Raw genomic sequence first — 25,428 nt, 5'->3', positions numbered from 1 at the left:
GTGCCTGTTTTTTAGATAAGCCACCCGTCACCGGTAATGACTTTTATTCACGGTTGGATACATAACCAAAGGGGAAGGACAGTGAACCAGATGCGTACTTTACTCGCACTGATGCCATGCGTGCTGATTGCTCCGGCGTATGCACAGGATGACACGACCAAAAAGGATGAGGCGAGCGGCGATGAGATGGTAATTACCGCCTCACGCTCGAATATCCAGCAGCAGAAAGCGCCGCAGGTGGTCACCGTGATTACCAAAGAGCAAATTGAGCAACAGATGCAGGTCACTTCCGACTCGTCGCAAATTCTGAGCAATCTGCTGCCTTCGTTCTCCCCCAGCCGGCAGAAAATGAGCGGCAGCGGTGAAACCTTCCGCGGTCGTGCGGCGCTGGTGATGATCGACGGCATTCCGCAATCCAACCCGTTGCGTCCGACCGGGCGTGAAATGCACACGATAGACTACTCGATGGTCGAGCGTATTGAAGTCATCCACGGTGCCAACGCGACCAACGGCATGGGCGCGATTGGCGGGGTGATTAATATCATCACTCGTCGACCGGAAAACGGCTCATTTAACCAGCACGTCAATGTACAAACCACGATCCCGACGGAGAAAATTCGCGGTGAGACCGCCAGCTATAAAACGACTTATCGGGTCGACGGACGTGAAGATTATCTCGATTACCTGTTCGCGATTGGCTATGAGAATCAGGGATTGTATCTGGACGGCAACAACCGACCTGTCGGCGTGGATAATACGCAGGGCGATACCATGGACTCTCGCTCTTACGACCTGTTAGCGAAAGTTGGGTACTGGCTGGATGACTATCAGCGCATTCAACTGAGCGTGAACCGTTACCACATCAAAGGCGAAAATAACTACCTCAGCGTAGATGGTATTCGTGCACAAGGCATTCCGACAACGTCGGTACGCGGCACACCGCCGGGTGAAGCACCGAATAACAGTATCTGGACGACGGGATTAACCTACGAACACCACGATCTGGCTGGGATGAAACTGTCTGCGCTGGTGTTTAATCAACGCTATGAGGCGCTGTTTGGTGCAACCCTGTCGGATACTTTTCAGGATACGGCCATTGCGCCAATGGATACGCTTTACGATCAGTCGCGCGCGATTTCCAATAAGTACGGTACCAAGCTGGCGCTGACCAAAGATGACCTGCTGGATGATACGCTGAAAGTCACGGTGGGTTTCGATACGCTGTACGATAAGGGTAAGCAGGATCTTTACCTGACCAAGCGTACCTATGTGCCAGAGATGGAGTACACCAACTATTCACCGTTTATTCAGGGTGAATATCAACTGCTGGATGATTTAGTTCTACATGCTGGTGTACGTCATGAGAGCGCTAAACTTAAAGTGGACAGTTTTCAGGCTCTGGCTGCGAATAACGGCGTATTCGTTGAGGGTGGGTCACTAACGTTCAATGAAACATTGTATAACGTTGGTGCAGTTTACTCAGTGACGAACTCACTGGACGTATTTGCCAGCTATTCAGAAGGCTTTGGGATGCCGGAAGTGGGGCGCGTGCTGAGAGACGTGAAAGCGCCTAACGTGAAGCTTAGTAATTTTAATAATCTGAAGCCGATTGTCACAGACAACGTAGAAACGGGATTCCGCTTTAAGAAGGATCGCTTTGATTTTGAAGCCAGCTATTACCAGTCCAACAGCAAACTGGGCGATCGTGTAGAGCAGCAAGGCGATACCTTTGTCTCTAAGCGTGAGAAAACGCGTATTCAAGGTATTGAAGTGACAGCCGGTTACCAAATTAACGAGCGGCACAAAGTCAATGCTTCCTACGCACACAGCGAAGGGAAGTATGACAGCAACAGCGATGGCAAGCTGGATAAGAAACTCAATGGTTTGAATATCGCACCGGATCGTTTCATCACCAGCTGGTCGGCGAACTGGAATGATCAATGGAGTTCGTTCGTGCAGGCAAATTATGCCTTTGGCCGCAGCTTTGACGATGCAGGGTTAGCGTTTGACGGCTACCTGCTGATGGATGCTGCGGTGGGCTACAAACTGCCGTATGGTCGTCTCAATATGGCGGTGGCTAACCTGCTGGATAAGCAGTACATCACCTACTATTCGCAGGCGGGGCTTGTTAACGATACGCGCTATTTCTCTGGGCGTGGACGCACGGTGACGCTGGGTTATTCGATTGATTTCTAAGCTTAACCGATTTAATTCCGTCCTCAATTCAGCAACACGACCGCGTTTTGCGCTGGCCGTGTTGTTGTCTTTTCTGCTGGTGACGTTGGCGCAGGCATCTGAGTCGCCGCGTCAGATTCGGCACGCGCTGGGCGTGACTACGGTAACAGGGACACCGCTGCGTATCGTGACGCTGTTTCAGGGCGCGACGGACTCTGCCGTCGCGCTGGGAATCAAGCCGATTGGCGTGGTGGAATCGTGGACGGAAAAGCCGATTTATCGCTACCTTCGCCCCGCCTTGCAGGGCATAACACTGGTCGGGCTGGAAACGCAGCCCAGCCTCGAAACCATCGCGCTACTCAAACCTGACCTCATCGTGGCGTCTACGTTTCGGCATGAGAAAATCTACGGCCTGCTGTCGCAGATCGCGCCGACGATTGCGTTGGACAGGGTGTCTGAATTTAAAGAAACGGTGCAGATGATGGGGGTAGCGCTGAATCGGGAAGATAAGGCGAACGAGATTTTATCCCATTGGGATCGGCGCGTGGATTCTCTGCGCGACAGGCTGAAAGCCCGGTTTGGCGAACGCTGGCCGCTCAGCGTGTCTATTCTTGAATTCCGTGAAGATCACCTGCGTACCTATCTGCCCGCCAGCTTTGCCGGATCGGTGCTGTCGGAAATCGGTTTTGTCTGGTCGCGGCCGGAAAGCTATACGACGGGTGTGATGCAAAAGCTCACGAGCAAAGAGAGCATTCCAGTGGTGGATGCCGATTTGTTCTTTGTTTTGCTGCGGTCAGACAAGCCCGCGGTAGCGCAGAACTATCGCGACTGGCAGGCTCATCCGCTCTGGCAGCGACTGCATGCGCCTCAGCAGCAACAGGTTTATCCGGTGGATAACGTGGCCTGGAGCCTGTCTGGCGGTATTTTGGGCGCGAATAATATGCTGGATGATATCGAAAGTCAGTTCGCCGGTAACATGGATCCTGCTGGCAAAAAAACCGATATCACCAAGGAGAGTCAGACGCGATGAGACAGTGCATCGTGACGGCAGTGGGTGTTGTATTGCTGCTGCTGAGTATCGTCGCCAGCCTGATGCTGGGGCAAACCACTATTTCATTTGGCGCCGTGTTCAACGCGCTATTCCATTACGATCCGCAGCAGATCGATCACATTTTGGTGCTGACGACCCGCCTGTCGCGGACGGTGATTGCCATCGTTGTCGGTGCCAGCCTTGCCGTTGCCGGCGCGCTAATGCAGGCGCTGACGCGCAACCCGCTGGCCTCGCCGGGGATATTTGGCATTAATGCGGGTGCCATGTTCGCCATCGTCCTGCTGTCTTCGCTATTTACCTTTTCCTCGCAGATCGCGCTGGCGTGGACGGCCTATCTGGGCGCGGCTGTTGCTGGCGTCATGGTGTACGTGCTGGGAACGCTGGGCAATGCTCGTTCTAGCCACTTACGCATTGTGCTGGCCGGAGCCGCCATTAGCGCACTGTTTATTTCGTTTACGCAGGCGCTGCTGGTGATCAATCAGGACGGGCTGGATAGCATGCTGTTCTGGCTGGCCGGATCGGTGTCCGGCCGCAGTCTGTCGATGCTGTTACCGCTCCTGCCGTACTTTGTTATCGCGCTATTCCTCGCGCTGCTGCTGGCGCGTCATCTGAATATTCTGGTGGCAGGCGACGAGATTGCCAAAGGGCTGGGACAGCGAACCGCGCTGGTGCGTGCGCTGTCTGGGCTGTGCGTGATCGGACTGGCGGGCGGTGCGGTGGCGATAGCCGGAAATATCGGTTTTGTCGGGCTGATCGTGCCGCATATTGTGCGCCGCGTGCTGTCTGCCGATCACCGCTGGCTGCTGCCCGGCTGCGCTATTTTCGGTGCCACGCTGTTGCTGCTGGCTGATGTTGCCTCGCGTTTGCTGATCGTGCCGCAGGAAGTGCCGGTCGGGGCAATGACTGCGCTGCTGGGGGCGCCATTCTTCATTTATCTGGCGAGAAGAGGAATGCGGCATGGGTAAGGTATATACCGTGCGCGTGGGAAGGGTATCGCGCCAGATTGATCGCCGTACGTCTGCGGTGGCGTTGTCGCTCCTGCTGGTGCTGTTAGCCGTCGTGTTCCTCTCGCTGTCGCTGGGTGAGGTGGTGCTGTCGCCCGCGCAGGTGATGTCGGCGCTGCGGGGAAAAGCAGACAGCGGCGTGCACTTTATCGTCAACGACCTGCGGTTGCCGCGTGCGCTGCTGGCGCTGTTGGTGGGTGGCGCGCTGGCGATATCCGGCTTGATTCTGCAAAGCATTGTGCGTAATCCGCTGGCCTCGCCGGATATTCTGGGGATTACCAGCGGCGCATCGGCAGCGGCAGTGTTCTTCCTCTCATTTCTGGCGACGGCGATAAGCCAGCGCTGGCTCCCTGTGGCAGCAATGGGCGGGGCGTGGATCACCGCCGTCGCCATCTATCTGCTGGCCTGGAAACAAGGTGCATCGCCGCTGCGGCTGGTATTGGTCGGCGTTGGTCTGTCTGCCATTATGGGCGCAGCGGTGACCATGATGCTGGTGTTTAGCCCGATAGGCACCACGCTGACGGCCTATGTCTGGCTGACGGGCAGCATTTATGGCGCACAGTGGCAGCATGTGTCGGCGTTGACGGGCTGGCTGCTGCTCGGTGCGCCGTTTCTGGTGGGGCTGGCGCGACACGTTAATGTCCACGAGCTGGATGACGCGCTGGCCTGCGGTGTTGGGCAATCTGTCGGGCGTATCCGGCTCGCGTTGTTGACGCTGAGCGTCGCGCTGGCAGGGGCGGCGATTGCCTATGCCGGCGCGATGGCGTTTGTCGGCCTGCTGGCTCCGCATATTGCGAAAAAGTTGGCGAACCGTTCATTCCCCGGACTGGCGTTGGTGTCAGCACTGACGGGCGGATTACTGGTGATGGTGGCCGATTTGATTGGCCGCACCGCGTTCCTGCCGCTGGATCTGCCTGCCGGTATTTTTATCTCCGTGCTTGGGACGCCTTTCTTTATCTATTTACTGCTTCGGCAACGTTACTGAGATCGCAAGATGATGCTAGAGAATGTGTTGCCAACACACGTCGCCCCAACTGACCGAGAAGCGATTGCCAGCCAGTCGCTGACGCTGAGTTACGAAAAACAGGTCGTGATTGATGCGCTGGATATCACACTGCCAGCCCGAAAAATTTCGGTGCTGGTGGGCAGCAACGGCTGCGGCAAGAGCACGTTATTGAAGTCGTTTGCCCGCCTGCTGAAACCCACGAGTGGGACGATTATTGTCAACGGGGCGGATATTCATCGGCAGTCCACCGTTGAGGTGGCGAAGGCACTGGCGATTCTTCCGCAAACGCCGACCGCGCCGGAAGGCCTGACGGTCTATCAACTGGTGAGGATGGGGCGCTACCCGCATCAGTCGTGGCTAAAGCAGTGGTCGGCAACGGATGAAGAAAAAGTGCTTCAGGCGTTGCGCAGCACCGGCGTGCTGGCATTAAAGGATCGTGCGGTGGATTCGCTGTCCGGCGGGCAGCGCCAGCGCGTCTGGATTGCGATGACGCTGGCGCAGGATACCGATATCGTTCTGCTGGATGAACCGACGACCTATCTCGATCTGGCGCATCAGATGGAGGTGCTGGATTTGTTGCGGGAGCTGAACGCACAGCAGCACAAGACCATCGTGATGGTGCTGCATGATTTGAATCTGGCGTGTCGCTACGCGCATCACATGGTGGCCGTACATAACCGGACGGTGTTTGCGCAGGGCAACCCGCGTGACATTCTCACGGAAGCCACGGTAAAGACGGTGTTTAACCTGAACTGCCGCATCATTGACGACCCGTTCTTCGGCACGCCGCTGTGCATTCCGTTTGGGCGTGAAGCGGCGGAGCATGTGGCCGATGTCGGCTAACCGCCTGACGGCACCGCAGTGGGCGATGCTCTCCGGCACGCTGCAATTAACGGATGCCTCACAGCGGGCAGGGCAGGAGAGTTGCCCGAGCCGTAGGGTGCTGGATCCTGAGTATTGCCGCTGGCTGCTGGAAACACTGACGCCGCCGTTGCTGTCGCCATCGATCAAGATTACCGCTTCGCTGCTGGTAAAGCGGATAGGATTCTTAACCACGGCCGCCAGCCTGTATGCCATGTCGGTGTATAACAAAGGGCTGAACATGACGCTGGATAACAGCGTGCTGGAATTCGGACACAACCGCCTGTGGACATCGACCATGCCGCTTTACGATCTGACGGTGTCCCAGCCGGAGCTGGGGCAACGAGACGCGTGGCGCGATAGCCTGTTCGACACGCTATTTGCTCAACACCTGTCGCCAATCCTGCATACGCTGTCTACGGTGTCGGGCGCGCCGCTGCGCATTCTGTGGGAAAACGTCGCGGTGCGGGTGTTTTCGTTATACGAGCAGCGCATTGAGTGGGACGATCCGGCGGCGGCCTGTTCGTCGGGAATGACGCTGGCACAACAGGTGCAGCAGGATTTCGACGCCTTGCTGGCTGCGCCCAGTGAACGTTTTGGCTGTGATGACAACCCGCTGAAACCGTTCTTTCGTGCGAAAACGCGGGTTTCCGTCGTGGGGCGTTCGGTGAGCTTTCGTGACGTGCGCTTTCGCCGTACCTGCTGTTTTTATTACAAGGCGTCGCAGCCGCAGGAATACTGCCAAAACTGCCCATTACTGCGCCCCACTAAAAAAACGTAGGGAACGTTTTTCAACGTCGCTTGCGACGGCCCATAGGGTGGCGGGCAGGAAGCTCGCCATAAAAAAACGTAGGGAACGTTTTTCAACGTCGCTCGCGACGGCCCACAGGGTGGCGGGCAGGAAGCTCGCCATAAAAAAACGTAGGGAACGTTTTTCAACGTCGCTTGCGACGGCCCATAGGGTGGCGGGCAGGAAGCTCGCCATAAAAAAACGTAGGGAACGTTTTTCAAAGTCGCTCGCGACGGCCCACAGGGTGGCGGGCAGGAAGCTCGCCATACAAAAACGGGCTGACGCAGATAAAAATCCCTTAGTGGTCAGAATCTCTGCTACAATCGTCGGCAGTCATGCACCGTAGTTGTGCTCGTTCACCGTGGTTGTGCGTATGTCATTGTTTTACGTAGATTGTTAAGTAAGTTGTTACGTTAATCGTGGCCCGCCAAACCCGTCTTATTGACCCTCTGAAAACTACACCGGCTGCTGTCCGGTCAGAGCGGATCTGGAGTTGTTCTTTTTATGTCATTTGATTCTCTCGGCCTGAGTGCCGATATTCTGCGCGCGATTGACGAGCAGGGTTATCGCGATCCTACTCCCGTTCAGCGTCAGGCGATTCCTGTCGTGCTGGAAGGGCGCGATTTAATGGCCAGCGCGCAAACTGGTACGGGCAAAACGGCGGGCTTTACGCTGCCGTTATTACAATTGCTGACCAGCCGTGAAGTGCAGCACAAAGGGAAAGGCCGCCGTCCGGTACGCGCGCTGATCCTGACACCAACCCGTGAACTGGCCGCGCAGATTGATGAAAATGTGAAGGCGTATAGCAAGTATCTGAACCTGCGTTCACTAGTCGTCTTCGGTGGGGTGAGCATTAACCCACAGATGATGAAACTGCGCGGTGGCGTAGATATTCTGGTGGCGACGCCGGGGCGTCTGCTCGATCTGGAGCATCAGCGTGCCGTTGACCTGTCACAGGTTGAAATTCTGGTGCTGGATGAAGCGGACCGTATGCTGGATATGGGCTTCATTCACGACATTCGCCGTGTGCTGGCGAAGCTGCCTGCTAAACGTCAAAACCTGCTGTTCTCCGCGACCTTCTCTGATGAGATCAAGGCGCTGGCGAACAAGCTGCTGACCAATCCAGCGTCGGTTGAAGTTGTGCGTCGTAATACGCCGTCTGAACTGGTTACGCAGCATGTGCATTTTGTTGATAAGCGCCGCAAACGTGAGCTGTTGTCGCAGTTGATTGGTGAAAATAACTGGCAGCAGGTGTTGGTCTTTACCCGCACCAAACACGGCGCTAACCACCTGGCCGAGCTGCTGGAAAAAGACGGCATTACTGCCGCCGCTATCCACGGTAACAAAAGTCAGGGGGCGCGTACTCGTGCGCTGGCGAACTTTAAAGACGGCAGCATTCGCGTGCTGGTCGCCACGGATATCGCCGCGCGTGGTCTGGATATCGACCAACTGCCGCACGTGGTGAACTATGAGCTGCCAAACGTGCCGGAAGATTACGTTCACCGTATTGGCCGTACCGGTCGTGCAGAAGCAACTGGCGAAGCGCTGTCGCTGGTCTGTGTGGATGAGCACAAACTGCTGCGTGACATCGAGCGTCTGTTGAAGCGTGAGATTCCACGTATCGCTATCGAAGGCTACGAGCCCGATCCGTCCATCAAGGCTGAGCCGATTGTGAATGGCCGTCAGGGCAACCGTGGCGGTGGCGGTGCGCGTAGCGGGGCACCTCGCGCGCAGTCTGGTACACCGCGTGGCCAGTCCGAGCGCAGCTCGGCTGATGGCAATCGTCAGCCGCGCAAAGCGGGCGGCAATAGCGATAGCCCGTGGGGTGGCAATAAAGGTAATAGTGGTAAGGGCAGTGGCGAAGGACAACGCCGCGCACCGCGACCGCAAAACCGCAGTAAGCCAGCGGACAAGTAAAATCGCCAGAGAGTCGATTGGCTCTCTCCCGGCGGTAGGCGTAGACAAAGTCCTGGTCGTTTGGTTGGGCTAAATAATGGGCTGAGCGCCATGCTCACAGAGCCACGCATAGCATCATGGATATCGCTATGCGTGGCTCTGTGAGGGAAATGTGAATGCGCTGCCTGTAACCATCTGAGCGCGACAAATGTCGCGCTTTTTAGTCGTGCAGCAGTTAGAACGAGGTACGTTTGTAGCTGCGGTACTGAGGCTGCCAGAAGTTATGGTCAATCGCCTTCTGCAGCGCATCGGCTGAGGTCACTACGGCTACGCCCTGCAGTTGTGCGGCTTTACCCACATCCAGTGCAATACGTTTGGACACCTGCTGGATATCAGACAGATCCGGTAGCAGAGCGCCTTCACCGTTATTCGCCAGCGGCGAGCAGTCAGCCAGAGCACGGCTGGCAGCCATCAACATACCATCAGTGATACGTTTGGCACCTGAGGCCAGTACACCTAACCCGATACCCGGGAAAATGTAGGAGTTGTTACACTGTGCGATAGGGAAGACTTTATCCTGATAGTTAACCGGAGAGAACGGGCTACCGGTTGCGACCAGCGCGGCGCCTTCTGTCCAGCGAATGATGTCTTCCGGACGTGCTTCTACGCGGGATGTCGGGTTAGACAGCGGCATTACGATCGGACGAGCGCAGTGCTTGTGCATTTCACGGATGATTTCTTCCGTGAACAGACCCGGCTGGCCGGATACACCGATCAGGATGGTCGGCTTGGCATTGCGTACCACTTCGAGTAGGGAAATCGCGTCACTGTTGCAATCCCAACCAGCCAGCAGCTCACTTTTCTGCACCAGTTTGCTCTGGAAATCAAGCAGATTTGGCAGTTTGTCCGTCAGCAGACCAAAGCGATCAACCATGAAGACGCGTGCACGTGCTTCTTCTTCGCTCAACCCTTCGGACTTCATCTGCGCGATGATTTGCTCAGCGATACCACAGCCTGCGGAGCCTGCGCCCAGGAAGGCAACAGTCTGATCGCGTAACTGCGTACCCGCAGCACGGCTGGCGGCAATCAGGCTGCCGATGGCAACGGCCGCGGTGCCTTGAATGTCATCGTTAAAGCTACAGATTTCATCACGATAGCGATTCAGCAGCGGGGTTGCGTTTTTCTGTGCGAAGTCTTCAAACTGCAACAGCACATTTGGCCAGCGGCGCTTAACGGCCTGGATGAATTCATCAACAAACTCATAGTATTCGTCATCAGTGATACGCGGATGACGCCAGCCCATGTACAGCGGGTCGTTTAGACGCTGTGGGTTGTTAGTGCCGACATCCAGAACCACTGGCAGGGTGTAGGCCGGGCTGATACCGCCACAGGCGGTGTACAGAGAAAGTTTACCGATTGGAATCCCCATACCGCCAATGCCCTGGTCGCCTAGACCCAGAATACGTTCACCATCAGTCACAACGATAACTTTCACGTTCTGCTTGGTGGCGTTTTGCAGCATATCGTCGATATGTGCGCGGTTAGGGTAGGAGATAAACAGGCCACGGGCGCGGCGATAGATATCAGAGAAGTGTTCGCAGGCTTCGCCAACGGTTGGGGTGTAGATAATTGGCATCATCTCACTGAGGTGACCATCCAACAGGCGGTAGAACAGTGTTTCGTTAGTATCTTGAATGTTGCGTAGGTAAACGTGTTTTTCAATATCGTGTTTGAATTCCTGATACTGGCGCCAAGCGCGTTCTGCCTGTTCTTCGATGGTTTCGACGGCTTCAGGCAACAGGCCATGCAGGTTAAAATTAGCGCGTTCTTCTTCGGTAAACGCACTGCCTTTATTCAGCAGGGGAAATTCAAGCAAGATTGGACCAGCGTAGGGAATATGGAGAGGACGTTTGCTTTCGTATTCTAATTCCATGGCTTTTTACTCTTCGGATAACAGAAAAAACTCAGGTGTTGTCGATAAAAACTGTTGCGGATCTTAAATTACCCAGAGAATATGTACAGAAATTGTTAATTAAAATACTTACAGATGGCTTGCATCTTAGTCAAAATGCAGGCTTTATCGATTCACCTCTCATTTTTCACGCTTCACTTTACTGAAATCCTGCGCTTATCCCTCAATAAAGTGGTGTTCAACGTCAGTGCAGCCCAGCTCGGCTAGCATAATTTGCGAGATTGCCCAGTGACTGATAACCGCATTGCGACGCTCAACGACAACGGCGTTCTTAATCGTGTCTGGCTCTTCGCCAGCAAGATTCATCATATTTAACGCGACTTGCAAGGGCGGCAGACTCGGGTTGAACGCCGCATTTTCGGCGTAACGTCCTGTATAGATGTTGCCATTTCGGGTTTCCAGTGCAATACCGCTGATGGCTTTGCTGTAGGGCGCATGGCTACGGTTGGCGGCATCCAGCGCCTGACGTGCAAGCGCGTTCACATTCTGCAATGTTGCACCGTGGTTGATGTCATCCATCAGCAAAGTATCAATTTGCAGATCGACGGGGCCGAAGGAATCCGGCAGATAGTGGCTAAGTACGGCAGGTTGACGACCCGGTAGCTGAATACGCAGCGATGCTGCATTGCGCAACTCGTTCATAAACTGGCGACAGTGGCCACATGGCGTGTAGTTCACGGTCACGGCATGTAACCCACGCTCATTACGCAGCCAGGCATGGCTGACGGCGCTTTGTTCGGCATGCACCGTTTGCTGAAGCTGAACGGCGCTGAACTCCATGTTGGCACCAAAGTAGACATTGCCGCTGAGTCCTTGCGCAATCGCGCCAACCTGAAAATTCGAGATAGGTGCTTGTGCGCAGGCGGCAGCCAAAGGCAATAGCGCAAAGGCCAGCGCATCAGCATCTAACTGGCTGGCTTCACAGACGGCATTCACGTCGTCAGCCGTTAGCATGGCGGCGAAGTCCGGTTTATCGATCAATGGGCCGAGTGCGGTTTGCAGACTGGCAGATAATTGCCGGAAGGCGTTTTCAAATCGTGGATGCATAGTGGCTTACTCTTTTTACCCGTCAATGACGTCATGTTAGGTAGCAGAGTAGCAATAAATTGTGATCAAAATCTCTTTGTTGAATGAAATGGCTGCAAATTAACTGCTAAATGCGAGATGTATCTCAATTTTTATTGCCTGATTTCTCTTTTCCCATAATTTAGATCAGGTAATAAAAAGGCGTACCACGAAGGTGTTGTTTGCCTTGCCGCATGCCTTTATGGTTGCCACCACAAGCTTAATTTAATTAAGAATGATCTTTTTTTCTCTCGCCTTCTCCAGCAGTTTTTCTGCATCCTGAAGCAGTTTTACCATGTCTTTGGCAATAGTTTGTATTGAGATACCTTCTTTCCTGGCCGCAATTTTCCAGCGTCGGCGTTGTTTCTTTGCCAGGTCGGGATAATGGGAAGTGGCTAGCTGCTGTAGCGCTGGAACGTTGCACAACTCCTTCGATATGCTGTCTTCGTAGTAAACTAGCAACATGGTAAACGATAACTTAGGCTCATTTTCCCAGACGATATTCACATAAAATGGCCAATAGCCATTATCTGGATGTCTCAGCGCGAGCATAGACGGCATCGTGATATTCAACCAGGTTCTGCCTATTTCCAGACAATCTTCCGTCAACAGCGGGAACGCTTTGCGCAGGGTAACCAGAATGCCGGAAATACCTTTAGCTTGAATAAGATGTTCACACAATTGATCGTTTTGCTGCATAAAGAGCAGGGTTTCACCATTTATTCCTTCCAAATGAGTAGGTTTCCAATCTGCCGGTTTTAATTTTTTGAGCTGAGATAGGCGATCGATCACCGATTCATGCTGTGCGGCTAGCTGAGCCGAGAGCTCAGAAATGTGTTCTTCATTTGGATCTTGCCACTGTGCCTGTTTCTGACAGTAGGCCATTAATAACTGTGCTGCGGCGTTGTTATTTTGTAATTGCAGACGAGCGCGTTGGGCGGCCTGTTCCAGCCATTGGTAGCTTAATAATGCCCACTTGTCTCCCAGCCCTGCCAGTTTTTTATTACTGTAGGTTTCCAGTTTTTTATCCATAACGATGTAGGCAAAATCATAGCCTTTAAACAAGGATTTACTCGAGAACACTTTATTTACAGCATCGTAATAATCGTCGAGTTGATGGCTGGATAGTGGTGCTCTCACTTTGTTTTCAATGGTAACGATGAGCTTATTTGTTGCATCAATTAAAAAAAGATCGAGCCGGCGTTTATCACCAAAGAAATCGTTAATACCAAACTCACGCGTTATAAACGCTGAACCGAAGCTCGTCGTCTGGATGCGACCTGGAGTCCACTTTCCAAAGAATTTCCTATTGGCGGATTGACCCGTCTCATTGCTTGCGTAATAGGCTGCGGTCAGAAAATCTTTGATCACGGCATCGCCTTGGCAGTGTCCTTCATTAGGATTAAGGCACCACGCGAGCATATCGGAATTTTGGTTTTCGTGCAGGTCGACAACATCGAGGATATTATCTGAAATACGCAATTTTTCTCGTAACTCTAGCAACTGCTCGTCCGTGAGAAAGTCGTAAAATTCCTGTGCATCCATATCTTATTTCTCCATTTTTATTTATTGAAAAATCAATAACCAACAACATTGAGTAATAGAGGGAAGACTAACGGCGCAATCAACGACGTGATGATCCCACAGATGACCAGCGCCAGTGAGCTGAATGCCCCTTCCTGATAATCGACTTCTGCGCAGCGTGCCGTACCGAGTGCGTGCGAGGCAGTCCCCATCGACAGCCCACGCGCGGCTTTGGTTTTGATGCCAACGCGGTTGAACAAACTGTGGCCTAAGACAGCACCGAGAATACCGACGAAAATCACGCAGACGGCGCTGATCGCCGGAATCCCGCCAATAGCGCTGGCAACGGCCATCGCTATTGGCGTGGTGACGGATTTAGGCAGCACCGAGGCGGCGATTTCCGGCGAAGCGCCCATCCACAGTGCCACCAGCGTGCCGGAGATAATGGCGGTCAGGCTACCGATGAAGCACACGCTGATAATGGACTTCCAGCGTGCGCGAATTTGGTGCAGCTGTTCATAAAGCGGAAATGCCAGCGCGACCACTGCGGGTTGCAGTAGATCGTTAAGGACTTTACTGCCTTGAAAATAGTGCTCGTAGGGGATCTTCAGCACTAACAGCAGCGGAATAATAATCGCCATTGACACCAGCAGCGGGTTCAATAGGGAGAGCTTGGTCAGCACAGCTAGTTTACGCGCGGCGAAAAAGACCATCAGGGTGAGAGGCAGCGACCACCACAAATAGCTGAGCATTATTCGTTATCCTTCGGCGACGTGCGGTCGCCAGCCATGGCTCGCTCACGTTGCATTATCTGGGTACTGAAACCTACAACCAACATCACAATAAAGGTACTGATTAGACAGGAAACCACGATGGGGCCAAACTGCTGGCTGACCAAATCGTAATAATTCATCACGCCGACGCCAATGGGGACGAACAGCAGCGCCATATGACGAATAAGGAGGTGGCAGCCTGGTTTCACCCACTGCGCAGGCAGGATTTGGGAGGTGAGAAGAGTGAACAGAACCAGCATACCGATGATACTGCCGGGGATAGTGAACGGAAGTAGCGCGGATACCGCATTGCCTGCCAGCAGGCAGAGATAAATCAATGCGAAAGCGCGTAAATACTGCCAGCAAACGATGAACGTATTACGCATGGGAATTTCCTGATTAGCAGAGGGGATTATCATAACGCTAAAGGAATTTACGTGCCACAGCTCACATTGCTAACGTTATACAGCAACACATGGCAGGGGGTATCAGGTGAATGGTTCAGATGCGATAGCGCACGTGTCGCACCCAAGCCTTTATTGATCCAAATACTTTATTGATCCGAATAGTAGTCAGTCAAATAGCTGTTCGTCACGAATCGCGGCACAGACGGCATCCGTCAACTGACGCAGTTCATCAGGCTGAATGACAAACGGCGGCATCAGATAAATGAGTCGGCCAAACGGTCGAATCCAGACGCCACGCTCGACGAAGAAACGCTGTAGCCGCGCCATATTGACCGGACGCTGCGTTTCTACCACGCCGATAGCACCCAGCACGCGAACGTTCGCCACCAGCGGAGAATCCGCACAGGGTTGCAGCGCGTCTCGCAACTGCCGCTCAATATTTTGCACTTGCTGCTGCCAGCGGTTCTCCGCCAACAGCGACAAACTGGCATTGGCCGCCGCGCAGGCGAGCGGATTGCCCATAAATGTGGGGCCGTGCATAAAACAACCTGCCGCACCGTTGCTGATGGTTTCAGCGACTATCCGAGTGGTCAGCGTGGCGGAGAGCGTCATATAGCCGCCGGTAAGCGCTTTCCCCAGACACATAATATCGGGTGAAATGCCTGCATGCTCGCAGGCAAACAGCTTGCCGGTGCGGCCAAATCCGGTGGCGATTTCATCGGCAATCAGCAAAATGCCCCATTGGTCACACAGTTCCCGTACCCGACGCAGGTAGGCCGGATGATAAAAGCGCATCCCGCCCGCGCCCTGCACGATGGGTTCCAGAATGACGGCCGCGATCTCATGAGCGTGCGCTGACAGCATCGCCTGTAGCGGCGCGATATCAGCTTCCTGCCAGTCGTCGGTAAAACCGCCTTCGTTGATCGCGGCGCATGGCGGCGCATCGACAAACAGGTGGGCAGGCAGGTAGCCCTGATACAGGCTATGCATCGAATTCTGCGGATCGCACACGGACATCGCACCGAAGGTGTCACCGTGATAGCCATGACGCAGGGTGAGAAAGCGCTGGCGGGCTTCACCCCGTGCTTGCCAATACTGCAGCGCCATTTTCATCGCCACTTCGACTGCCACCGAGCCGGAATCTGCCAGAAAAACGCATTCCAGCGTGTCCGGCGTGATGTCTACCAGTTGGCGACACAGTGCCACCGCTGCCGGATGGGTGATCCCGCCAAACATCACATGTGACATCTGGCTGAGCTGAGCCTGCACTGCCTGATTGATCGCCGGATGGTTGTAGCCGTGAATCGCCGCCCACCACGATGACATGCCGTCAATCAGGCGACGTCCGTCGTCCAACTGAAGCTCGACGCCGCTAGCTGCTATCACCGGATAGCAGGGCAGCGGTGCGGTCATTGAGGTGTAGGGATGCCAAATGTGGCGCTGGTCAAAAGCAATGTCTTCCGGGCTCATGATGATCTTTCGTAAACCAAAATGGATTCTATTTGGTTGACAGTATATCGGGTTAATTTACACTGGCGAAACGTTTTTAGTTTGGAGATGCCGAGATGGCTGACCGCATGTACTGGACGCTTGAGCAAGCGCAAGACTTATTTAATAAACCCTTTCTGGAACTGATGTTTGAAGCACAGCAGATCCACCGTCAGCATTTTGATCCCCGTCAGGTGCAGGTCAGTACGTTACTGTCGATAAAGACCGGTTCTTGCCCTGAGGACTGTAAATATTGCCCGCAGAGCTCCCGCTATCGTACTGGGATTGATACCGAGCGCCTGATGCAGGTTGAACAGGTGCTGGAATCGGCCCGTCAGGCGAAAGCCGCAGGATCGACGCGCTTTTGTATGGGCGCGGCGTGGAAAAACCCGCACGAGCGCGACATGCCGTATCTGGAACAGATGGTGCAAGGCGTTAAAGCGATGGGGATGGAAACCTGTATGACGCTGGGAACGCTGCACAACGATCAGGCCGAGCGTCTGGCCTCTGCTGGACTGGATTTCTATAACCATAACCTCGATACCTCGCCAGAATTTTACGGCAGCATCATTACTACCCGCACGTATCAAGAGCGTCTGGATACGCTGGATAAAGTGCGCGGCGCGGGCATTAAAGTCTGTTCCGGCGGTATCGTCGGGCTGGGGGAAACCGTGCGCGATCGCGCCGGGCTGCTGGTGCAACTGGCTAACCTGCCGACGCCGCCGGAAAGCGTGCCGATCAACATGCTGGTGAAGGTGAAAGGCACGCCGCTGGCGGATAACGATGATGTCGATCCGTTTGATTTCATTCGTACTATTGCCGTTGCGCGTATCATGATGCCGGCTTCCTATGTACGCCTGTCTGCCGGACGTGAGCAGATGAGCGAACAAACGCAAGCGATGTGCTTTATGGCGGGGGCTAACTCCATTTTCTACGGCTGCAAACTGCTCACGACGCCAAACCCGAAAGAAGACAAGGATCTGGCGCTGTTCCTCAAACTGGGTCTGAATCCACAGCAGACGGCGACCGAATACGGAGATAATCAACAGCAGCAGCGGTTGGCGGAACAGCTGGTTAATGCCGATAGCGAGCAGTTTTATAATGCCGCGGTATAACGTCCAGCCTGCAAACCGTCGGGCAAGGCGTGCTGAATCATGAGCTGGCAGCAACGTATTGACGCCGCGCTGGTACAGCGTCAGCGGGATGATGCCTACCGCGTACGGCGGGTGAATCAAGGCGGCAGCGGGCGCTGGCTGATGCAGGGCGATCACTGCTACCTGAATTTTTCCAGCAACGACTATCTGGGGTTGAGCCATCACCCTGAGATTGTACGCGCCTGGCAGCAGGGCGCTGAGCAATACGGTATTGGCAGCGGTGGTTCTGGGCATGTGACGGGCTATACCGATGCTCATGCCGCGCTGGAACGTCAGCTTGCCGACTGGTTGGGTTATCCGCGTGCGCTGCTGTTTATTTCAGGCTATGCCGCGAATCAGGCTGTGGTGGCCGCGTTGGCACAGTCAGAAGACCGTATCTTTGCCGATAAGCTCAGTCACGCTTCATTACTGGAAGCGGCTGCACAGTCACCCGCGACCCTGCGGCGCTTTAAACATAATCAGCCCGATAATCTGCAAACGCTGCTAGAGAAACCTGCGGACGGCCAGACGCTGGTGGTGACCGAAGGCGTTTTCAGCATGGATGGCGATACCGCGCCGTTATCAGCGCTACAGGCTCAGTGCCGAGCACACGATGCCTGGCTGATGGTAGACGATGCGCACGGGATTGGCGTGCTGGGTGATGAAGGTCGCGGGAGCTGTTGGCAGCAGGGCGTCAAACCCGAGTTGCTGATTGTCACGTTCGGCAAGGCATTTGGCGTGAGCGGCGCGGCGGTACTGTGCGCTGAACCGCTGGCAGAGTACTTCCTGCAATTCGCTCGTCATTTGATTTACAGCACCTCGATGCCAGCGGCACAGGCCTGTGCGCTGAGCGCGGCAGTCAACTGTGTCCGGCAGGGTGAGGCTCGGCGTGATGCGTTACAACGCAACATCGCCCAGTTCCGTGCGGGTTTTTCCAACTCCTCCTATCAACTGATGGATTCACAGAGCGCGATTCAGCCGCTAATTGTCGGTGAGAATGCGCGGGCAATGGCACTGATGAGCCATCTGCGTGAACAGGGCGTGTGGGTCAGTGCGATGCGTCCTCCGACCGTGCCTGTCGGTAGCGCGCGTCTGCGCATTACGCTGACGGCGGAACACCAGCCGGAAGATATCAATCGCTTGCTTACGGTATTACACCATGCTGACAGAAAACTATAACAAGCAGGCGATTGCGCAGGCGTTTGGGCGTGCAGCAGGGTGCTACGACCGCTTTGCCGAACTGCAACGCACCAGCGGAGAACGCCTGCTGGCGCTGATGCCATCTCGCTGCGGCCTACAGGTGCTGGATGCGGGGTGCGGAACCGGGCATTTTAGCCGTCACTGGCGTCAGGCTGGTAAGAATGTGACTGCGCTGGATTTGTCGGTGGACATGCTGGCGCATGCCCGTGAGCAGCATGTTGCCGATCGTTATCTGGAAGGCGATATCGAAAACCTGCCGCTGGCGGATTGCTGTGTGGATATCAGCTACAGCAATCTGGCGGTGCAGTGGTGCGATTCGTTACCGCGTGCACTGGCCGAGCTGTATCGGGTCACGCGGCCGGGGGGCGTTATTGCGTTTGCGACGCTGGCGGACGGTTCCTTAAGTGAATTGTCACAGGCGTGGCAGCGTCTGGACGGCACGCAGCGGACGAATCGCTTTCTGTCGTTCTCCGCTATCGAAGCAGCCTGTCAGCCTTATCGCCATCATGTGGTTCAAGAACGTGAGGTCTGCTTTTTCCCAGACGTATTGGCGTTGATGAAATCGCTGAAGGGGATTGGTGCGACCTGGTTGCACGACGGGCGTGCGCCGGGGTTATTGAGCCGGGCGCGTCTTGCGGCGCTGTCTGCCCATTATCCGAAAGAACAGGGCGGCTACCCGCTCAGCTATCAACTGGTTTATGGAGTGATTTATCGTGATTGAACGCTGGTTTGTGACGGGAACGGATACCGAAGTCGGGAAAACGGTCGCCAGTACGGCGCTACTTCAGGCTGCGAATCAGGCCGGATACCGCACCGCAGGCTATAAACCCGTGGCGTCCGGCTGTGAAATGACGGCTGATGGCATTCGCAACAGTGATGCGTTGGCACTTCAGGCCAATAGTAGCGTTCAACTTGATTATCAGGCGGTAAACCCGCTGGCGTTTATGGAACCGACCTCGCCACACATTATCAGTGCGGTGGAGCAGCGGCCTATTCATCTCTCTACGCTATCTACAGGTCTGCGAGCATTGGAAACGCAAGCGGATTGGCTGCTGGTCGAAGGCGCTGGCGGGTGGTTTACGCCGCTGTCGGAGCAGGAGACGTTTGCCGATTGGGTGGTTCAGGAACAGCTTCCTGTGATTTTGGTTGTTGGCATCAAACTGGGGTGTATTAACCACGCGATGCTTACCGCTCATGCCATTCAACACGCTGGCCTGCGGCTTGGCGGCTGGATTGCAAATGACATCATGCCAACGGGAAAATGGCATCAGCCGTATCTGCAAACGCTGCAACAGCGCCTGCCCGCGCCGATGCTGGGCGAAATTCCTTATGTAGCGGATATTCAGCAGCATCTGGGTCAATATATCAATATTAAATCATTAGTGAGATAATTAATTCCGCCATACCACTTTGCCTCAGTTTGCAGTTAGCTAGGAAGCGATGATGGGTTGTGACGCTAATGAGTAGAACATCTATTTTTTAATGAACGTACCGCTATGTTTTTTCTTCATCCTGTTTCAGGATACTCAACGCGACCCGATTGAACAGTATCATACAACTATGGAGGCATAGACCGATTCTTCCGTGTGTATGATTGACATAGCCATTCCTGCTTGAATGGCCTTCAATGTTCTGGGGTACTCAATAGGATGAGAAAGTGCCTGTTATTCACTCTTCACCCAGCGAACGCGATACGCGTTCTTTTCTTAATACGCCCTGTATACCGACAAACAGCACACCGGTTAGCAGCAAGGTGATGATGAGGCCGTCGTAACCGTAAAACGTGATGGCTGCACCAGAGAACAGCGGCCCGCTGATACTGCCCGCAGACCACACCAGCCCCAGAAGTGAATTCATCACAATTAGCCGCTGACCAGCAAATTTCTGACCCGCCCGCACCAGAGACAGCGTGTAAAGCCCGCCTGCCGCTGCGCCCAGTACGATACAGATGGGAACCAAAAGTGCAGGGGAGGAGAATGAGAAAGTGATCAATACCAGCATCACACAGAACAGGATGCCGCAGCTGATGTGGGTTTTGATGATGCCGCATTTGTCTGCCAGCCAGCCAATCGGCGTCTGAAATACGGCATCGCCCAGAAAAATGAGTGTGACCAGTAATATCGCGGATTTTTCGTCTAAGCCCTGTTCCATGCCGTAAAGCGGAAAGAGCGCAAGTATGCTGGCATCGAAGAAGGAGAAGCAGAGCACGCCAGAGGCGATTGCTGGGAGAAAAGGGATAAGATCTCGATAAGACGTCGAGGACTGTTCATCCGATCGAACCATACTGGCGCAGTTCCTCAACATGAATGCACACGCAGCGGATATGCCACAAATCAGCCATAGTGCATAGATTTGAATATGCTCCCCAGCAGCAATAAGCAACGGCCCTATCAACTGACATCCTGTGAAAACGGAAGCATACAGCCCTGTCAGTGTCGCTTTGTGTTTGTCTGAAGCCCGGCTGGTAACCCAGGTTTCTCCGAGCACCACCAAAATCCCCGAGGCCAGCCCAGTTAACAGACGGGGGAAAATGAGCGAGACAGGGTGTGACAGCAGGAGTGAGGCAACGGTTGAGGCCGCCAGAATAATCAGGCTGCCGGATAACAGATAGCTAGCGTGCAGGTGGCGGCTGAGCCACGGTGTAACGAATGAGGATAGCATCATCCCCGCCGCTGGAAGGGCCGCCAGAATACCGAGCGTCGCCGTGCTGTGTCCGTGCTCTGCCAGTTTCAGGCTGATCAGCGGTAGCGTGTACCCTGTCACCAACCCCACGAGTGAGGCGGCGATAATCATGTTCAGTGTCGTGAAATTGGATTCACGGGCATGTGCTGTCATTGTACTTCCTGTGCGGGTTTAACAAGCATTCTCGACCCCGGAAAGGCCGGTGGAAACTTCCTGCATTAGCCAGGTATGAAATCGTACATACTTTTCATTTTGCTCAAGGGGGATGGGCGATAACAGATAATACGCAGACCCATCCCGCGCAAATCCATACGGTGCATGCAGTTGCCCGTTTGCCATCTCGTCTTGCACCATCAGGAAAGACGCCATTGCTATGCCTAATCCCGAGACGGCGGCCTGAATACACAGATAAAAGTGCTCATAGTCCGCTCTGGTGCTGCCTTTGAGTGACACATGCATCTGCCGTTGCCAGGTTGCCCACGCTTTCGGTCGCGTTCCGGTATAGAGCAAATGCATCCCTTCCAGACTGTTTGTGCGCTCGGTTTTGTCACGGCTTACTGGCCCCATCCATTCGTCACACACCTTTACCGCATGCGTTTGCGGCTCCCAATGAAAATCGTCACGCCGTAGCGCGAGGTCAACGCCGCTACGCACAAAATCAATCGGCCCGCCCGCAGCCACCAGATGAAGTTTGATATCGGGATGCGCCTGATTAAAAGCCGGTAGCCGTGGAATCAGCCATTTCATGGCAATCGTAGGCTCGCATGACAGCGTCAGCACGTCATCCTGTGCACTTTGCTGTAGCCGATAAACTGCGCCTTCAAGCTGTTCAAAAACGGACTGCGTGACCGTATGCAAAGAACGGCCCGCAGCGTTTAAAAAGATCGCTCGGTTGCGTCGTTCAAATAGCTCAACCCCCAGCGCATCTTCCAGCAATCTGATCTGCCTGCTGACGGCACCATGCGTGACATGCAGGGACTCGGCGGCTTTAACAAAGCTGCCGGTTTGTGCGGCTGCTTCAAAGAAGCGAAAAGAGGCTAACGAAGGAATTTTCATATACACGATGAAATTTGACGGATTTATACCAAGATAAATCGCTTTTTTGCCACATGCAAACGCTGAATAATCACACTTTCCTCAGGTGGGAAAAAGCCTAATAGCCTAAATAATGAGGAAATATCGTGAGGAACGCACCTTTGCTAGTCGTATTGCGTCAGTAATTTTTGCATTCCTCTTTTAGTCTGTCTGTTACCCATCTGTGCAAAATCATCGTGAAAATGATGGCTTGCCGAACAAGGAAAACGTTAATGAATGAGTTAATTGCTGTCGCGACGATCACTATTTTGGCGGTGATCAGTCCGGGGCCTGATTTTGCTATGGTGACCCGCAACAGCTATGCCTTTGGTTCGCGCGCCGGTTTACTCAGCGCGTTTGGCATTGCCTGCGGCGTCCAGATCCATGTGATGTATACCGTTTTTGGCATCGCGGTATTCATTGTTAACTCTCCTATGATATTTATGGCGATGAAGATTCTGGGAGCGTCATATCTGATTTATCTGGGGTATAAGTCATTAACCAATAAGATAAAAATAAAATTAGAAGAGGCGTCCGGTAATGCGCCGTCATCGCTTGCCGCGTTTCGCATGGGCTTTCTCACCAATGCACTTAACCCAAAAACCATGCTGTTTGTCGTCGCTACCTATACTCAGGTCGTACAGCCCGGTAGCCCAATGAGCCATAATTTTGGCTATGGGTTATTCATGTCGGTGGCGCACTGGGTCTGGTTCAGTATTGTTGCGCTGTTTTTTGCTGCTCCGGCCATGCGTCGCCGACTGATCGATCGTCAACATTGGGTCGATAAAGGTATCGGTGTTGCCCTGATTGCGTTAGGCGCGTCTCTGGCATTGACCAAAATTACCCTCTGATGAGGTGAGACTCATTGGAACAGGCAAGAAAACCATCGGAATGCTATACCTATCTGCTGAGGGATTTAGGAAAATAGTCGATTTCTTAACATGATCGGTTTTTCAACAGAAAAGGAAATAGCCATGCTTGTAAATGCGTATGGGGCCCATGCGGGCGACAAACCTCTTGAGCCGTTGCAGATAGTTCGTCGTGCGCCGGGAGCCCACGATGTCCAAATTGAGATTGCGTACTGTGGTATCTGCCACTCGGACCTGCATCAGGTGCGTGCTGAATGGGTAGGAACGCAGTTTCCCTGCGTGCCCGGCCATGAAATCGTCGGGCGGGTATCCGCGGTAGGAGCACATGTCTCCGCCTTTAAGCCAGGCGATCTGGTGGGTATCGGCTGCATTGTGGACAGTTGTCGGCACTGTGAAGAGTGCGACGATGGTTTAGAGAACTACTGTGACGGTATGGTTCTCACCTATAACGGCCCGACGTCGGATGAGCCCGGCTGGACGCTTGGCGGCTACTCCCAGCAGATCGTCGTGCATGAGCGCTATGTGCTGCGCGTCCGTCATTCCGAGGCGGAACTGGCTGCGGTCGCACCTCTGCTGTGCGCGGGGATTACCACCTATTCACCGCTGCGCCATTGGAATGCTGGGCCGGGTAAGAAAGTCGGCGTTGTGGGTATCGGCGGGCTTGGTCACATGGGGATCAAACTGGCGCATGCCATGGGCGCTTATGTTGTGGCGTTCACCACGTCTGAATCCAAACGTGAAGATGCCAAGGCGCTGGGGGCAAACGACGTTGTGGTGTCTCGTAACGCAGAAGAAATGGCAGCGCACGCGGGCAGCTTCGATTTAATCCTGAATACCGTTGCTGCGCCGCACGATCTGGATGCATTTCTGGTTCTGCTGAAGCGCGATGGCGCGCTAACGCTGGTCGGTGCGCCTGCATCACCTCATCCTTCTCCCAACGTGTTTAACCTGATCATGAAACGCCGTACGGTGGCGGGATCGATGATTGGTGGCATTCCTGAAACGCAGGAAATGCTGGATTTCTGTGCCGAGCACGGAATTGTTTCCGATATTGAGCTTATCCGCGCCGATGAAATCAATAAGGCCTACGAGCGGATGCTCAAAGGCGATGTGAAATACCGCTTCGTCATTGATAACGCCACGCTGAACGCCTGATTGGCCTGTGTCCCACAGCACGGATTTCCCTGTGCTGTGGGGCTATCTATTTTGCGTTCACTTAATCCACGAGCGAAAATTGTGGTATCGCAGTTCGGTCAGGTTCCACATTGATAATGTACTAAATACCGGGTTATTTGATTTTGATCATGCGGCTTTTCCAGATGAAACCGTTGATGCTGAAATCTGGCTGTCATAGCAAAAGAAATGCACTGAAAACCTTGATACACCTGATGTGCTGGAAGCCATGATGCAGGTTACTGAATCATGGTCTTCCCGCGAAAAAAGGCTTTCCCTGACAGCCGTCTGGAACCGTATCACCCTTTGTGAGGAAGAAGCACTGAACAGAATCGTTTTAAGCCGGCAACCACGCCTTCATTACATTACTGTACTACTGTCGTTTGTGTGGTGAACCCAATCCCGAAAAGTGGAGGAAAACCCTTCCGGGCGTGACAATTTGCACGGAATGCCAAACCATACTTGATCGCCGTCCCGTTTTCGTTTTTGTTATCCAATCCGATGAGACGCTTTGTCTTGTGGTGCTGATGCGAGCGTTGTCGTTGTTCACGGCAGTATTTGCGCTGGGCATGTTTGAGCGAGAACCAAAGATATGCTCTGAATTTCCCCCATCCATATTCATTTAGAAATAAATACTAACGGTTGGTAAAAAAAATATATATTACGCAACGCGTTATTAATAAACCTATCGTCATTACTCGGAAGTAATAAACACCTACATTATTTATCGATGATATATTCATAGGCGGCTGCATATACGTTAAATAAAATATTCACGTGGGAGCGCGCGAACTTCACTTCACCGAAAGGATGTGGTTGATGTATTGACAGCATATTAAACTAGGAAGTCATCCTGTGTTTTATAAACAACCAGTTCCAGCAATGCACGGTATTTTTCCTGAAAAGCAGCATTGGCTCCGGTATCAATTTTGTGGATTAATTTAGCGATGATAGCCTTGTTGCTGACGGAATGACCGGATTGAATAATTTCGTCCACAATGTTGCCAAGTATTTCCATATTGCTGACCTGAGAATCAAGATAGAGACCATCAGATGTAGGGAACTCGTTTGGGGACACCTCTGGGCGCATTGCTTCTCCTCCCTTTCATGCTTTGGACATGGGCTTGCACGTATACTACCAGACAGCGCTAATACATTATCCGCCAGATATGAGAATCGGCTAGTTAACTTTAGCGCATCATACGCATAAAACCAGTCGATGAGATAAATAAACACCGCGTTACTCAACGGTTCATTAGGGGATGAAAGGATGACGGCGATCAAT

General features: G+C 53.6%; 23 protein-coding genes. 13 read left to right on the top strand and 10 right to left on the bottom strand.

From position 1 onward, the window contains the following. Window positions 1–90: 90 nt before the first annotated feature. The 6 genes from JFY74_12740 to JFY74_12715 are packed head-to-tail and all read left to right on the top strand — an operon-like array spanning window position 91 to window position 6,878. The gene (locus JFY74_12740) at window positions 91–2,196 is read left to right on the top strand and encodes a TonB-dependent receptor (GenBank protein QQG26997.1); all 2,106 of its coding nucleotides are present in this window, start codon (window positions 91–93) and stop codon (window positions 2,194–2,196) included. Further along, entirely contained in the window at window positions 2,186–3,205 is a 1,020-nt protein-coding gene (locus tag JFY74_12735) for an ABC transporter substrate-binding protein (GenBank protein QQG26996.1), read from the top strand. Before JFY74_12740 ends, JFY74_12735 begins: the two co-directional genes overlap by 11 nt. Then, a complete protein-coding gene (locus JFY74_12730; protein QQG26995.1) occupies window positions 3,202–4,191 on the top strand; it encodes an iron ABC transporter permease in 990 nt (329 codons plus the stop codon). Before JFY74_12735 ends, JFY74_12730 begins: the two co-directional genes overlap by 4 nt. Continuing rightward, entirely contained in the window at window positions 4,184–5,215 is a 1,032-nt protein-coding gene (locus tag JFY74_12725) for an iron ABC transporter permease (protein ID QQG26994.1), read from the top strand. Before JFY74_12730 ends, JFY74_12725 begins: the two co-directional genes overlap by 8 nt. Window positions 5,216–5,227: 12 nt before the next feature. Then, entirely contained in the window at window positions 5,228–6,079 is an 852-nt protein-coding gene (locus JFY74_12720; protein ID QQG30538.1) for an ABC transporter ATP-binding protein, read from the top strand. Next, window positions 6,069–6,878, top strand: a complete 810-nt coding sequence (locus JFY74_12715; GenBank protein ID QQG26993.1) for a (2Fe-2S)-binding protein — start codon at window positions 6,069–6,071, stop codon at window positions 6,876–6,878. The genes JFY74_12720 and JFY74_12715 overlap by 11 nt, the downstream gene beginning before the upstream one ends. On the opposite strand, the gene JFY74_12710 is transcribed toward JFY74_12715, so the two are convergent. After that, the gene (locus JFY74_12710; GenBank protein QQG30539.1) at window positions 6,852–7,082 is read right to left on the bottom strand and encodes a hypothetical protein; all 231 of its coding nucleotides are present in this window, start codon (window positions 7,080–7,082) and stop codon (window positions 6,852–6,854) included. The two genes, JFY74_12715 and JFY74_12710, sit on opposite strands and share 27 nt — an antisense overlap. Before the next feature lie 309 nt (window positions 7,083–7,391). Between JFY74_12710 and rhlE the strand changes: the two genes are divergently transcribed. After that, window positions 7,392–8,804 (top strand): ATP-dependent RNA helicase RhlE, encoded by a 1,413-nt coding sequence (gene rhlE / locus JFY74_12705; GenBank protein ID QQG26992.1) that lies wholly within the window; start codon window positions 7,392–7,394, stop codon window positions 8,802–8,804. 214 nt (window positions 8,805–9,018) lie between these two features. Here the strand turns inward: rhlE and JFY74_12700 are convergent, their stop codons facing one another. The 6 genes from JFY74_12700 to bioA form a co-directional block, all read right to left on the bottom strand. Continuing rightward, window positions 9,019–10,716, bottom strand: a complete 1,698-nt coding sequence (locus JFY74_12700) for an NAD-dependent malic enzyme (GenBank protein QQG26991.1) — start codon at window positions 10,714–10,716, stop codon at window positions 9,019–9,021. Window positions 10,717–10,911: 195 nt separating this feature from the next. Further along, the gene (cdd, locus tag JFY74_12695) at window positions 10,912–11,802 is read right to left on the bottom strand and encodes a cytidine deaminase (GenBank protein QQG26990.1); all 891 of its coding nucleotides are present in this window, start codon (window positions 11,800–11,802) and stop codon (window positions 10,912–10,914) included. A gap of 243 nt (window positions 11,803–12,045) precedes the next feature. Next, a complete protein-coding gene (locus tag JFY74_12690) occupies window positions 12,046–13,365 on the bottom strand; it encodes a PD-(D/E)XK nuclease family protein (GenBank protein ID QQG26989.1) in 1,320 nt (439 codons plus the stop codon). Window positions 13,366–13,397: 32 nt separating this feature from the next. After that, window positions 13,398–14,096 (bottom strand): CidB/LrgB family autolysis modulator, encoded by a 699-nt coding sequence (locus tag JFY74_12685; protein ID QQG26988.1) that lies wholly within the window; start codon window positions 14,094–14,096, stop codon window positions 13,398–13,400. Next, window positions 14,096–14,503, bottom strand: a complete 408-nt coding sequence (locus JFY74_12680; protein QQG26987.1) for a CidA/LrgA family protein — start codon at window positions 14,501–14,503, stop codon at window positions 14,096–14,098. Before JFY74_12680 ends, JFY74_12685 begins: the two co-directional genes overlap by 1 nt. 186 nt (window positions 14,504–14,689) lie before the next feature. Next, a complete protein-coding gene (bioA, locus tag JFY74_12675; protein ID QQG26986.1) occupies window positions 14,690–15,994 on the bottom strand; it encodes an adenosylmethionine--8-amino-7-oxononanoate transaminase in 1,305 nt (434 codons plus the stop codon). Between the two features lie 95 nt (window positions 15,995–16,089). Between bioA and bioB the strand changes: the two genes are divergently transcribed. The 4 genes from bioB to bioD are packed head-to-tail and all read left to right on the top strand — an operon-like array spanning window position 16,090 to window position 19,736. Then, window positions 16,090–17,127: a biotin synthase BioB gene (gene bioB / locus JFY74_12670; GenBank protein QQG26985.1), complete on the top strand. Its 1,038-nt coding sequence runs from the start codon at window positions 16,090–16,092 to the stop codon at window positions 17,125–17,127. Between the two features lie 39 nt (window positions 17,128–17,166). Further along, window positions 17,167–18,324: an 8-amino-7-oxononanoate synthase gene (gene bioF / locus JFY74_12665; protein ID QQG26984.1), complete on the top strand. Its 1,158-nt coding sequence runs from the start codon at window positions 17,167–17,169 to the stop codon at window positions 18,322–18,324. Continuing rightward, entirely contained in the window at window positions 18,305–19,066 is a 762-nt protein-coding gene (gene bioC / locus JFY74_12660) for a malonyl-ACP O-methyltransferase BioC (GenBank protein QQG26983.1), read from the top strand. The genes bioF and bioC overlap by 20 nt, the downstream gene beginning before the upstream one ends. Further along, window positions 19,059–19,736, top strand: coding sequence for an ATP-dependent dethiobiotin synthetase BioD (gene bioD, locus JFY74_12655; protein ID QQG26982.1), 678 nt, complete (start codon window positions 19,059–19,061; stop codon window positions 19,734–19,736). The genes bioC and bioD overlap by 8 nt, the downstream gene beginning before the upstream one ends. A 277-nt stretch (window positions 19,737–20,013) precedes the next feature. Here bioD and JFY74_12650 read toward each other — a convergent pair whose 3' ends face one another. Next, window positions 20,014–21,180 (bottom strand): MFS transporter, encoded by a 1,167-nt coding sequence (locus JFY74_12650; GenBank protein ID QQG26981.1) that lies wholly within the window; start codon window positions 21,178–21,180, stop codon window positions 20,014–20,016. An 18-nt stretch (window positions 21,181–21,198) separates the two neighbouring features. Beyond that, a complete protein-coding gene (locus JFY74_12645; GenBank protein ID QQG26980.1) occupies window positions 21,199–22,083 on the bottom strand; it encodes a LysR family transcriptional regulator in 885 nt (294 codons plus the stop codon). Between the two features lie 251 nt (window positions 22,084–22,334). Between JFY74_12645 and JFY74_12640 the strand changes: the two genes are divergently transcribed. Together JFY74_12640 and JFY74_12635 are read left to right on the top strand one after the other, a co-directional pair. Then, window positions 22,335–22,952, top strand: coding sequence for a LysE family translocator (locus JFY74_12640; protein ID QQG26979.1), 618 nt, complete (start codon window positions 22,335–22,337; stop codon window positions 22,950–22,952). 123 nt (window positions 22,953–23,075) lie between these two features. Further along, on the top strand, window positions 23,076–24,125 hold the full coding sequence (locus JFY74_12635) for an NAD(P)-dependent alcohol dehydrogenase (protein ID QQG26978.1): 1,050 nt from the start codon (window positions 23,076–23,078) through the stop codon (window positions 24,123–24,125). A gap of 853 nt (window positions 24,126–24,978) precedes the next feature. Here JFY74_12635 and JFY74_12630 read toward each other — a convergent pair. Further along, window positions 24,979–25,233, bottom strand: a complete 255-nt coding sequence (locus JFY74_12630; GenBank protein QQG26977.1) for a DNA-binding response regulator — start codon at window positions 25,231–25,233, stop codon at window positions 24,979–24,981. Window positions 25,234–25,428: the final 195 nt, after the last annotated feature.

The sequence above is a fragment of the Pectobacterium carotovorum genome (assembly GCA_016415585.1).
GTDB lineage: Bacteria > Pseudomonadota > Gammaproteobacteria > Enterobacterales > Enterobacteriaceae > Pectobacterium > Pectobacterium carotovorum_K.
This window is presented reverse-complemented; position numbering and strand designations above follow the sequence as displayed.